The 13,501-nt window shown below is 57.9% G+C and carries 4 protein-coding genes; all 4 read left to right on the top strand.

Going from position 1 to position 13,501, the window contains the following annotated elements:
• The first annotated feature begins 6 nt into the window (after positions 1-6).
• Positions 7-1,842 (top strand): glutamine--fructose-6-phosphate transaminase (isomerizing), encoded by a 1,836-nt coding sequence (glmS, locus tag JQ845_RS17020; protein WP_003438011.1) that lies wholly within the window; start codon positions 7-9, stop codon positions 1,840-1,842.
• A gap of 1,726 nt (positions 1,843-3,568) precedes the next feature.
• Positions 3,569-9,625, top strand: coding sequence for a BapA/Bap/LapF family large adhesin (locus JQ845_RS17015; RefSeq protein WP_203009292.1), 6,057 nt, complete (start codon positions 3,569-3,571; stop codon positions 9,623-9,625).
• A gap of 247 nt (positions 9,626-9,872) precedes the next feature.
• Entirely contained in the window at positions 9,873-11,291 is a 1,419-nt protein-coding gene (locus JQ845_RS17010) for a TolC family outer membrane protein (protein WP_160626458.1), read from the top strand.
• Complete coding sequence (locus JQ845_RS17005) at positions 11,288-13,471, top strand: type I secretion system permease/ATPase (RefSeq protein WP_203009291.1); 2,184 nt, start codon at positions 11,288-11,290, stop codon at positions 13,469-13,471. The genes JQ845_RS17010 and JQ845_RS17005 overlap by 4 nt, the downstream gene beginning before the upstream one ends.
• Positions 13,472-13,501: the final 30 nt, after the last annotated feature.

Here is a 13,501-nt window from a genome sequence, read left to right as displayed (position 1 = left end):
AATATTATGTGTGGAATCGTTGGCGCAGTCGCTGAACGCAATATCACGGCCATTCTGCTTGAAGGCCTGAAACGTCTTGAATACCGGGGCTACGATAGCGCCGGTGTAGCAGTGTTTACCCACAACGGTACGCTGGAACGCATGCGCCGCAATGGCAAAGTGGCCGAGCTGGAACAAGCTCTGGCCGGTGAGCCGCTGATGGGGCGCCTGGGCATTGCCCACACCCGTTGGGCGACCCATGGTGCACCCAGCGAGCGTAATGCTCACCCGCATTTTTCGGGTTCCGACCTGGCTGTCGTGCACAACGGCATCATTGAAAACTATGAAGCCCTGCGCGAACAGCTCAAAGGCTTGGGTTATGTGTTCACGTCGGACACCGATACTGAAGTGATCGCACACCTGCTCAATCACAAACTCAAAGATCAAAGCGACCTGACCGAAGCCTTGAAAGCCACGGTTAAAGAGCTGCACGGTGCATACGGCCTGGCCGTCATCAGTGCCAAACAGCCGGATCGTCTGGTTGCTGCACGCAGTGGCAGCCCGCTGGTGATTGGCCTGGGCCTGGGTGAAAACTTCCTGGCTTCCGATCAATTGGCATTGCGCCAGGTCACTGACCGCTTCATGTACCTGGAAGAAGGCGATATCGCTGAAATCCGCCGTGACAGCGTGCAAATCTGGGACGTGAACGGTAAAAGCGTGCAGCGTGAAACCGTGCAGTACCGTGATGGTGCTGAAGCTGCGGACAAAGGCGAATACCGTCACTACATGCTCAAGGAAATTCACGAGCAACCAGCGGTGGTGCAACGCACCCTGGAAAACCGCCTGGGCCAGGACCACGTATTGGTTCAGGCATTCGGTCCACAGGCTGCTGAATTGTTCGCCAAAGTGCGCAATGTTCAGATCGTTGCCTGTGGTACCAGCTATCACGCGGGGATGGTTGCCCGATACTGGCTCGAAAGTCTGGCCGGAATTCCCTGCCAGGTTGAAGTGGCCAGCGAGTTCCGTTATCGCAAGGTCGTGGTCCAGCCTGACACCCTGTTTGTTTCGATCTCGCAATCGGGCGAAACCGCAGACACCCTGGCTGCACTGCGTAACGCCAAAGAACTGGGTTTCCTCGCCAGCCTGGCGATTTGTAACGTTGGCATCAGCTCACTGGTACGTGAGTCTGACCTGACCCTGCTGACCCAGGCGGGTCGCGAAATTGGTGTGGCGTCGACCAAAGCCTTCACCACCCAGCTGGTTGGCTTACTGTTGCTGACCCTGTCTTTGGGGCAGGTGCGTGGCACTCTTGAAGCCGGTGTCGAAGCGCAACTGGTTGAAGAACTGCGCCGCCTGCCTGCGCGTTTGGGTGAAGCACTGGCGATGGATGCCACGATTGAGAAAGTCGCCGAACTGTTTGCCGACAAGCACCACACCTTGTTCCTGGGGCGTGGCGCGCAGTTCCCGGTAGCGATGGAAGGTGCTCTCAAGCTGAAAGAAATTTCCTATATCCACGCCGAAGCTTACCCGGCAGGCGAGTTGAAGCATGGTCCGCTGGCACTGGTGGATAACGACATGCCGGTGGTCACCGTGGCGCCGAACAACGAACTGCTGGAAAAACTGAAGTCCAACCTGCAGGAAGTTCGTGCCCGTGGCGGTGAACTGATTGTGTTCGCTGACGAGCAAGCAGGTATGACCAATGGCGAAGGCACCCATGTGATCAACATGCCGCACATCCATGATGTACTGGCGCCGATCCTCTACACCATCCCGCTGCAACTGCTGTCTTACTACGTTGCCGTGCTCAAAGGCACCGATGTGGATCAGCCACGCAACCTGGCCAAATCGGTCACCGTGGAATAAGCAGTTAGCGTTGAGCGTAATTGGATTTAGAGAACTTAATCTGTTGCAGGAGCCGGCCAGGTCTTTCCTACTGCCTCCTGCCTTGAGCAACTCTACAATCTGCATCACGCACGCAAAGCGAGGTCCCGTCCTTGGGGGCCTCGCGGCTGATGGCCGAACACTGAGCAATAGGTGCAGTTATAGCTGCAAAGCGCCCGCAGCCTCCGGCTGGTCCGGTCCTGAATACGGAGACCCTTTGCCACAGTTTTGATTGTCTAACTGCAAGGCCCTCTAAACCCGTTTGTTAATCTCGGTGGATTTATATTTATCCATTTGCCGTCGTTTTTCGCCACAAATATGACTTTTATATATAAGTCCCACAGGCGTTAAATATAAAGAATCCTGAGGTCTGGAGGTTTCTATAAGTGCTTTATGTGTATAAGTTGTCTATTTGTATTCAAAGTATTCCGGGGGCAGTGTTGTTTAAGTTGCCAATTGTAATGCTTGCTTGCTCTGAGAATAATATTCCGCAACTGTTCGGTCGCCATATGTCATAGGCGCGTAAAGTTTAATCAACAAATATAGGGTTCATTCAAGGTGAAGCTCGTGCCCAAAGCACTGGGCTCCCAGAAAGTCTTGATGGCCTCGTCACTGAAAGCCATCGAGTACCCACAGTCGATATTATATCTGCGTCATTCGGCTTAACTCTTTTGACTTTGACGGCTCTACTTCCTTTCAGCTTCCACTGGCTATTCTGCCCCCCTTGATAGCCCTGCAACAGACCTCGCGCTAAGGCTATCTCGCCACATTGAAACCTGGATAGTCATGCCTCCCCCCACGACAGGTACAGCCCAATGCGGCGCATTTCGCGTCATCTTGCCTGGCGAGGCGGTGCATCGTTTTTCTGCGAGTATCTGCAGTGACAGCGATTTTTTTCATGGGTGGCGGGCAGGCACCTGGTCGCTACAGGGCATTCTCATCTCTGGCGCTTGTCAGGCTGATACCAGCCGTTGCGCTGAAGATCGTCTGTTAAATCACCGCGGGTGGCGGCGTGTGAGCCATCTGGCGTCTTACCATCTGTCGGATTTTTTAAAAAAATATAACGTCGTGATGTTCGTGAAAAACAGACGAATCACTCATCCAGCACTCATCAGGAACACCTGTGATTTGACTTGAATATGATTTCATTATAATGAAATTCACATAGGGTTATCAAAGCGTCTAACTTGATTGGCGGTGACATATCACAAGTTGCCATAGGGTATAAGCGACCCTGTTTGGCGATTGAACTTTTCTCTTTGAAGATGATTTTTAGGCGGTTAGTATCCCGTAAGCGAGTCGTTTTGGTGGGGTTAAAAACCCTGCCACTAAGATGACGCATTCAACTCTTGCACCTTTGATAGGCATGCTTGATTTGCTTAGTAAAAGGATGCCCATCCCGGTATTTCCGGGCAAAGGACATGGAGAGCCTACGGTGATCAACCCCCTGCCCAAGCACTGCCTTTCCTGCTCGATACCGACACGGTATCTGGCTGTAAACCCCTTGTGCTACGGCCCTTACTGCCTCTCGCTGCGGGTCATACGCCCGTTGCTAAGTGAGCGCGCGGGCGTGGGCTGAGCCAGGGTTTATTTAAAAACTCACATAACTTTCGCTTGTTCGAATGCTCAGCTTCTCATTCAGAAGCTGCGTAGGCGTTCGGCTCGCTTTTGTTATTGGTTTTGCTTGGTTTAATAAAAAAGGTGTCCGATGAAGAATATAGTCATTGTCGATAAGTCGACGGGGGCGGCGACCGAACAAACGTTCGGGAACATTGCCCTTAAAGAAACCAGTATTGTCAAACTGCCCATAAGTCAGGCATCGATTCAATCGATGCAACAATCGGGTAAAAACTTGGTAGTGACCCTTAAGTCGGGAGAGACGGTCACAATCCAGAATTTCTTTGTGGTAGGTGAGGACGGCGCAGCGAATCAGCTAGTCCTTGAAAATGACGACGGCACACTGCTTCTTGGAAGTTACTCCACTCCCTATTCAGGTTTTACGTTTAGCGAACTCGGATCACTTGAAGATCTGGCCCTTGCTGCACAAGCAGGCGCTGGTGTACCGGACTGGTTAGTCTGGGGTCTGAGCCTGCTGGGTGCTGGCGCGGCAATCGCAGCGCTATCCCACGGTGGCGGCGGTGGCGGTGGCGGCGGCGGTGACGGTGACGGCGGCAATGGCATTACGTCTGACACGACAGCTCCCAATGCCCCGACCAATCTTAGCGTTGCTGCTGATGGTCTGACTGTCTTCGGCAAAGGTGAAGCGAACACCACCGTGACGGTCAAAGATGCAGCTGGCAATACCATTGGCACTGGCCACGTCGGAGCCGATGGCAACTTTGCGGTTAATCTGGATCACCCTCAAGTCAATGGCGAAACCCTGGACGTGACCCTGACGGATGCCGCGGGCAACGTCTCGGTCCCGACGCAAGTGGACGCGGGAGATACAACAGCGCCGGACGCCCCAACCGAACTTGCCGTATCTGCTGATGGCACCACGGTTTCCGGTAAAGGTGAACCAAACACCACCGTAACCATCAAGGATGCCAACGGCAACACCATAGGCACAGGTCAAGTTGGAGCCGATGGCAACTTTGCGATCCAGCTGGATCATCCTCGAGAAAATGGCGAAACCCTGGGCGTGACCCTGACGGATGCCGCCGGTAACGTTTCGTCCCCATCGCAAGTGATTGCTGGTGATACCACAGCGCCTGATGCACCAACCAACCTTGCCGTCAGTCATGACGGCATCACTGTTTCCGGCAAAGGTGAAGCAAACACAGATGTGACCATCAGAGATGCCGACGGTAACTCCATAGGCACAGGCCACGTTGATAACTTCGGGAACTTTTCGATTGAACTGGCCACCCCGCGAGTCAATGGCGAAACCCTGGGCGTGACCCTGACGGATGCCGCCGGCAATATTTCGAACCCGACCCAAGTTGTTAGTTCTGACTTGAATGAGACGGACGCCGACGCCGACGCCGACGCCGACGCGGATGCGGATGCTGACGCCGACGCCGACGCCGACGCCGACGCCGATGCCGATGCCGACGCGGATGCTGACGCCGACGCCGACGCCGACGCCGACGCCGATGCCGACGCCGATGCCGATGCCGACGCCGACGCCGATGCCGACGCGGATGCTGATGCGGATGCGGATGCCGACGCTGATGCTGACGCGGATGCTGACGCCGACGCCGACGCCGACGCCGACGCCGACGCCGATGCCGATGCGGATGCCGATGCCGATGCCGACGCTGACGCGGATGCTGACGCCGACGCCGATGCGGATGCGGATGCGGATGCCGATGCCGATGCCGATGCCGATGCTGATGCGGATGCGGATGCAGACGCTGATGCCGATGCCGATGCCGATGCCGATGCCGATGCCGACGCCGATGCGGATGCTGACGCCGATGCCGATGCCGATGCCGATGCCGATGCCGATGCCGACGCCGATGCGGACGCCGATGCGGACGCGGATGCTGATGCTGATGCTGATGCTGATGCGGATGCGGATGCGGATGCGGATGCGGATGCCGACGCTGATGCTGACGCGGATGCTGACGCCGACGCCGATGCGGATGCGGATGCCGATGCCGACGCCGATGCTGATGCGGATGCGGATGCCGATGCTGATGCTGATGCAGATGCGGACGCGGATGCGGATGCTGATGCCGATGCTGATGCCGATGCCGATGCCGATGCCGATGCCGACGCTGATGCTGATGCTGATGCTGATGCTGATGCCGATGCCGACGCCGACGCTGATGCTGATGCCGATGCCGATGCCGATGCCGATGCTGACGCGGATGCGGACGCCGATGCCGATGCCGATGCCGATGCCGATGCCGATGCGGATGCGGATGCCGATGCCGATGCGGACGCCGATGCCGACGCTGATGCTGACGCCGATGCCGACGCCGATGCGGATGCGGATGCCGATGCCGACGCGGATGCGGATGCGGATGCCGACGCCGATGCCGATGCTGATGCGGATGCGGATGCCGATGCCGATGCCGAAGCTGATGCGGATGCTGATGCGGATGCGGATGCGGATGCCGAGGCGGATGCGGATGCGGATGCTGACGCCGATGCCGATGCCGATGCGGATGCGGATGCCGATGCCGACGCTGATGCGGATGCGGATGCGGATGCGGATGCGATGCGGATGCGAGCCGACGCCGATGCCGATGCTGATGCTGATGCGGACGCCGATGCCGATGCTGACGCCGATGCCGATGCCGATGCCGATGCCGATGCCGATGCTGATGCCGATGCTGATGCTGATGCTGATGCCGATGCGGATGCTGATGCTGATGCTGATGCGGATGCCGATGCCGACGCCGATGCCGACGCCGATGCCGATGCTGATGCTGATGCTGATGCGGATGCCGATGCTGATGCTGATGCTGATGCGGATGCGGATGCCGATGCCGACGCTGATGCGGATGCGGATGCGGATGCTGACGCCGATGCCGACGCCGATGCGGACGCTGATGCTGATGCGGATGCGGATGCGGATGCGGATGCGGATGCGGATGCGGATGCCGATGCCGATGCCGACGCGGATGCTGATGCGGATGCCGATGCCGATGCCGATGCTGATGCGGATGCTGATGCCGACGCCGATGCCGACGCCGATGCCGATGCCGATGCCGATGCCGATGCTGATGCTGATGCTGATGCGGATGCCGATGCTGATGCGGATGCTGATGCCGAAGCCGACGCCGATGCGGATGCGGATGCGGATGCGGATGCCGACGCTGATGCGGATGCGGATGCGGATGCCGATGCCGACGCGGATGCTGACGCGGATGCCGACGCCGACGCCGACGCCGATGCCGATGCGGATGCCGATGCCGATGCCGATGCCGATGCTGAAGCGGATGCGGATGCGGATGCCGATGCTGATGCCGATGCCGACGCCGACGCCGATGCTGATGCCGATGCCGATGCCGATGCCGATGCCGATGCTGACGCCGATGCTGACGCCGATGCTGATGCCGATGCCGATGCCGATGCCGATGCTGATGCGGATGCCGATGCCGATGCGGATGCCGATGCCGATGCGGATGCGGAAGCCGATGCTGATGCTGATGCCGATGCCGATGCTGATGCCGATGCCGATGCCGATGCCGATGCCGATGCCGATGCCGATGCTGATGCCGATGCCGATGCCGATGCCGATGCTGACGCCGATGCCGATGCCGATGCCGATGCTGATGCTGATGCTGATGCTGATGCGGATGCGGATGCGGATGCTGATGCTGATGCGGATGCGGATGCAGATGCGGATGCGGATGCTGATGCTGATGCTGATGCGGATGCTGATGCTGATGCTGATGCTGATGCCGACGCGGATGCCGATGCGGATGCCGACGCCGATGCTGATGCGGATGCCGATGCCGATGCCGACGCCGACGCTGATGCGGACGCTGATGCTGACGCCGATGCCGATGCCGATGCGGATGCGGATGCGGATGCTGATGCCGACGCCGACGCCGACGCCGATGCCGATGCCGATGCCGATGCTGACGCTGATGCAGATGCCGATGCCGATGCGGATGCCGATGCTGATGCCGATGCGGATGCCGATGCGGATGCCGATGCGGATGCCGATGCCGATGCCGATGCTGACGCTGACGCTGATGCTGATGCTGATGCTGATGCTGATGCGGACGCCGACGCCGACGCGGACGCCGACGCCGATGCTGACGCTGACCTGGACGCCTACGATGATGTGGCCACTGCAGAGCTGACGCTTACACCGGTCACAACTCAGACCAGTCTCGCGAATATGAGCGTTCTTAGGCTGGCGGATGTGCTTGGTATCCCGGTTGGCACACCTCCGGCGGTTCAGACTTTCACGGTGGCTAATGACACCGAGGGCACGCTGAACCTGACATTCAAACAGGCCGATGTACTTTCTCTGCTCAACGGTGGAGTTACCGTCAGGCTTGAGGTAAGTGACGGGGCCGGCGGTTGGAAACCAGTCCAGGAAGGTAGCAACGGGGCAGGATTGCTCGATTTGCTAGGGCTGTTAGGTTCCTCTACTACGGCGAAGGTCGAAGGCCTGGCGGCGGGTCAGTACCGTCTCACCATGGACATAAACCCTAGTCTGTTGGCCGTGCTCTCCGGTGCGTCCGCGGTGGTCAGTGTGACCAATGAAAGTCAGGTCGATTTCACAGCCACGGGTGGTGTAGTCGAAGGCAACGTAATCACCGATAACGGAGTCTCCGGTATACCGGACTCTACTGGTACTGGCGCAGATGCGACGGTTAATACGGTCAATGGTGAGGCTGTGAATGCCGATCCTGCTGTAGGAACAGTAGTGACCGGGTTGTACGGTGCGCTGACGATCTTCGCTGACGGCAGTTACACCTACACCTCAAATGGCAACCCTGCGGACATCGGGAAACTGGATGCCTTCGTGTATCAACTGACGACACCGGCGGGCGGCACGGCTACGGCTACGCTGTACGTGCGGACCGACAGTACTGACAGCACGGTGGTCTGGGATCCTGCCAATCCAACGGCCCCGGGTACTGGGGAGTTGCTGGCGACCGATGACATCGACACGGCGCAGGTTGATCTGGTTCTCCAGGTGATTAACAGTCCTTCTACGGCAACCAACTACACAGGGCCCGGGGTGTTGGGCACTGTCACCGAGCATTTCGGGCAGACCGTGACGGTCGAGGCTGGAATGACGGCGGAGCTGTTTGTCAATCGCACTGGATCGTCTGCCACGACCACCATTGTCCTGCAGAAACTCAATGGTACGACCTGGGTTAACGAGCCTGGTCAAAGCACAACCGATGCGACACATACCTTCACCCTGGGTGCAGGTGATTATCGGTTGTCTTCGTCGACGGCCAAGGTAGCGGTGGGGACCGCTGTAAGTGTTGTGCAGACACTGGCCACCCATACGGGCGTGGAGATCACAGGTCCGACAATTGCCGTAACAGGCAATGTTCTGGCAGCTGGTGATCACTCTGTTGCAGACAGCCAAGGTTCTTCGCTGACTGTACTGAGTGTGCTGGTCGACGGGGCCTACGTAGTACCGGGTCAAATCGGTACGGTGGTGCAGGGTGACTTTGGCACGCTGACAATTCAGGGCAACGGAGACTACAGCTACAAACCGACCGAGGGAGGAGCGTCGACAAACATCGGTCAAGTCGACAGCTTCAGTTACCAACTCACCACACCAAGTGGCCAGATGGACACTGCCACTCTGTATATCCGTATTGACTCTCCAGGCAGCGGCCTGGTCTGGGACGATGCTAATCCGGGCAACCCTGGCACTGATTCTCCAGGTTTTGCAGCAGCCTCGGTTGTGGATGATTCGTCACAGGCTAAGCTCACTGAAGTTGCCGACGGTACTGATCCGATTGCCACTCATGACACCGGCTTTGTTGCGGTACATGAAGCAGACGGTTCCGATACCCAGGTTTGGGAGGGTGGCGATGCGTCGATCAACTTGCACTTGCTGATCGGTAACGCCAGCAATGTCGAGAGCATTGACCTGAACGATTTCAGTGCTGTTGATCTGACTGTGAGTCTTGAAGATCTGGTAGCACTGACGTCAACCGGCACGGATAGATTGTTTATCCAGGGTGACGATGAAGACAGCGTTCAGCTGACGGGTAACTGGACAGTGGGCAGTACGCAACTGGAGAACGGGCAGGAGTACGTGGTGTACACCAGCCAGGAAGATGAGACCCATCAACTTTGGGTGCAAAGCGGTATCAACGTGGTTTAACCACGTTGTCGGCGGGGGAGCGTCAGGCCGCAAGGCCTGGCGTTTTCCCTTCATCCTTTCAACTCACAACTGTAACGATCCCGGCGGGGCACTTTGCCCCGCCCGGGCGTTGCATACCGAATTCGAGTAACGCTGTGAATGTCACTGAAGTTCAAACATCTGCATGGCGTGTAAGTGTTTCTCTTTTTGATCACAAGCCAAGTTGGAGTATTACTTGAAACCTAAGGATCGGTTCGGGTTCCTTTATATGGCTTTGTTGGCTATTGCCGTTCAGCCATTGACGATAGAACAGGCCGTAGCGCTGACACGTGACTATGAACCTGAAAGCATCAACATCATCAGCCCAACAGATGTGGGCAAGAATTTACCGGGCGATTCGTTCGGCGCGAGCCAACCCGCAGCTCCCCGAAATGCAGTCCCCGACAACCTCGATCTACCGCGCGCGGTTCAACTGGCCGTGGCATGGCATCCCGCCATCTCGGAGTCGATCGGTCAGCTTTACCAGCAAAACGACTACGTCACCGTGGCTCGTGCTGGCTACTACCCGCAGATTCGGGCGGGACTCAACTCCGGGTATGACTCGGGGCTGACCGGTAACGGTCAAAGCCAGGCCTTTACCTTGTCGCTGTCGCAGATGCTGTATGACTTCGGCAAGGTGGACAGTGCGGTGAACAGCGCCGAGGCCAAACTCAGTGGTCGGCAGGCGTCAGTTTTGTTGGCCATTGACCAGGTGGCGCGCGATACCGCCTTTGCCGTGATCGAGTTGCAGCGTTATCAGGCGTTGCTGGTTATTTCCAAGGCGCAGGTAAAGGGCCTGACAGCCATCGCCGATCTGGCGCAAAAGCGTAGCGATATGGGGGCCAGCACCCGTTCTGACTTGATCCAGGCGCGCTCGCGGGTTGAGGCGGCCGTAGCCACTCAGCTGCAATACACGGCGCTCTATAACCGGTGGCGCAGCACCCTGAGTTCTTTGCTCGGGTCACAAACATCGGTCAGTGTTTCTAACGGTGTACCGCCTTCATTGAGCCAATCCTGCCAGGGGGTCAATGCTGATGAAGTGATGACGCCTTCGCTGTTGATCGCCCAGGCTCAACAGGTGGATGCCTTGGCGCAAATTGCCCTGGCCAAGGCCGAAGGGTTGCCGACCGTTTCGCTGGACCCGTCGGCTACCCAATACCTGGACAGTAACAATGACGATGGCACCCTCGGCGGTCGCGACCGCACGCGCTACGGTATTTATCTCAACGTTGAAATGCCGCTGTATCAGGGGGGAGCCATCAACGCCCGAAAATCGGCTGCCGGACAGGCTCTGCGCACTGCCCAGGCTGCCAATGATGCCGCTCGGCTGGCCGTGCGCCAGGGCCTGCTGGAGGCCAAGGATCAAACGTCGAGCCTCGAACAGCGGCTGACTACCCTGGATTTTCGTGAACGCAGCATTTCTGAAACCCGCGATTTGTATCGCCAGCAATACCTTGAGCTGGGTACGCGGCCGCTACTCGATTTGTTGAACGCCGAGCAGGAAATCCACCAGGCCGCCATGGATCGGGCCAACACCACCGCCGATCTGCACCGCCTGGAAATCGATTGCCTCTATAACAGCAGTGGATTGCGTACGGCGTTCAATCTGGATAGCAGCACGATCCAAGGCGTGGAGATTCAACCATGAATGACGCAGTGAACCTTGAAACCCCGAACGCCACCGAACCCCAGACTCTGGAAGATGTTCGCGCACTCAGTTACGAAGGCTGGCTGGAGGCGATATTACTTGTTGCCCGGCATCATCGCCTGGATTACTCGGCTCAGAATGTGCGTATTGCCACCCAGTGGAGCAAGGACGCAGATGTCGACGAAGTACTGCGTCAGATGGCGCGACAGGCCGGCATGAGCCTGAAGATCGTCGACTTTAGCCAGGATTTGCTGGTGAACAGGCGACTGCCGCTGGTGCTGCAGTTTGACGATGGCCAGATCGGCGTGCTGCAGGCCCTCAACGACGACGATGAACTGGGCATTGTCTACAGTGGCGACCAAGGCCTGCAAAGCCGCATCAGCCGTGCCCAGATACTTGCGTCTGCGCGCAAGGCGCTGATTCTGCGGCCCAGCCAGACGGCCAGGGATTCGCGGGTTGATGATTACGAAAAACCCTACGACAAGAGCTGGTTCAAAAACATCGTCTTGCGCGACATGCGTCCCTATGGCCATGTCATGTTGGCTTCCCTGGCGGCGAACGTCCTGGGCCTTGCCGGTGTGCTGTTTTCGATGCAGGTATACGACCGGGTAATTCCGGCCGAATCGATGCCGACCCTCTACGTGCTGTTCGGTGGGGTGATGCTGGCGTTGTTTTTCGATTTTGTGCTGCGGGTCATGCGTGTGCGCATCACCGACCTGTTGGGCAAGCGTGCGGACATACGGGTGTCTGATCTGGTATTCGGGCATGCCATTCGACTGCGCAACAGCGCCCGGCCGAAATCGACCGGCTCGTTTATTTCGCAGTTGCGCGAGCTGGAGCAGCTACGTGAGCTGATTACCTCCAGCACTGCCAGCGCTTTGGCTGACCTGCCGTTTTTTCTGATGTTTGTGGTGATCTACTGGTTTATTGCCGGACCTTTGGTGGCAGTACCGCTGGGGGCCGTGTTGTTTATGGTGATCCCGGGCCTGCTGGCGCAGAAAAAACTGGCAGTGCTGGCTAACCAGTCCATGCGTGAGAGCGCGCTGCGCAGCGCCATGCTGGTGGAGACCGTGCAAGGCCTGGACGACATCAAGATGCTGCAGGCCGAACCGCGTTTTCAGCAGCAATGGAACCATTACAACGCCACTGCTGCCGAGGCCAGCCTTCGTTCGCGGATGCTCACCAACGGCCTGATGACCTGGACCCAGTGCGTGCAAGGGGGCGTTTTCGCGGTGGTGGTAGTCATCGGTGCACCGATGGTGATGCTGGGGGATATGACCACTGGTAGCCTGGTGGCCTCGTCAATTCTGGCTTCGCGAATGATGGGACCCTTGTCTCAGATCACTCTGGTGATGACGCGCTGGCAACAGGCCAAAGTGGCCCTGCAGGGTTTGCATCGGATCATGAAATTGCCGATCGATCAGGCCGAAGGCAGCAAACGTGTACACCTGCCCGTGGTGCGTGGCGCTTATGAATTCAAACAGGCAGTGTTCAAATATTCCGAAGAGGCACCCATGCCGGCCTTGACGGTCAAGGCATTGAAGATTGCTCCGGGTGAACGGATCGCAGTGCTTGGACGAAACGGTGCCGGCAAGTCAACGCTGCTGCAGGCGATGGCTGGCATGATCGACCTCAGCGCAGGTTCCCTGACGCTGGATGGTGTGGGACTCAGCCATATCGACCCGGCCGATATACGCCGCGACGTGGGCCTGTTGACCCAGAACTCGAGACTGTTTCACGGCACCTTGCGCGAAAACCTGACGATGGGTGCCCCGCACGCAGGCGACAAGGAAATCCTCGAAGCGCTGGCGCTGACGGGCGCACTGGAGTTCATCGGTAAGTTTGCGTTGGGCATGGACCATATGATTCTGGAGGGGGGGCTTGGCCTGTCCGGTGGCCAGCGCCAGTCGTTGCTGCTGTCGCGACTGATTATTCGCCAGCCGCAGATCGTGCTGCTGGATGAGCCTACTGCTGCACTGGACGATGCCAGCGAGCGCAAGCTGATTCAGAACCTGGCGCAGTGGGGCGCGCAGCGCACGCTGATTATCGCGACACACCGTATGAATGTACTGAGTCTGGTGGACCGCATCATCGTCGTCGACAACGGCATGGTGGTGATCGATGACACCAAGGACAACGCGATTGCCCAACTTTCAAAACCCAAGAGTCAGCCGCAGTGAGCCAGCTGCCCCATGCAATTGACTGCGCGA

Source organism: Pseudomonas paraversuta (assembly GCF_904063065.1).
GTDB lineage: Bacteria > Pseudomonadota > Gammaproteobacteria > Pseudomonadales > Pseudomonadaceae > Aquipseudomonas > Aquipseudomonas paraversuta.
The sequence above is the reverse complement of the archived record's forward strand: the minus strand, read 5'-3'. Positions and strand labels throughout refer to the sequence as shown.

Excerpts from the sequence above, each read along its gene's own strand:
- glmS (WP_003438011.1), top strand. The coding sequence starts at position 7 with ATGTGTGGAATCGTTGGCGCAGTCGCTGAACGCAATATCACGGCCATT.
- JQ845_RS17015 (WP_203009292.1), top strand. The coding sequence starts at position 3,569 with ATGAAGAATATAGTCATTGTCGATAAGTCGACGGGGGCGGCGACCGAA.
- JQ845_RS17010 (WP_160626458.1), top strand. The coding sequence starts at position 9,873 with ATGGCTTTGTTGGCTATTGCCGTTCAGCCATTGACGATAGAACAGGCC.
- JQ845_RS17005 (WP_203009291.1), top strand. The coding sequence starts at position 11,288 with ATGAATGACGCAGTGAACCTTGAAACCCCGAACGCCACCGAACCCCAG.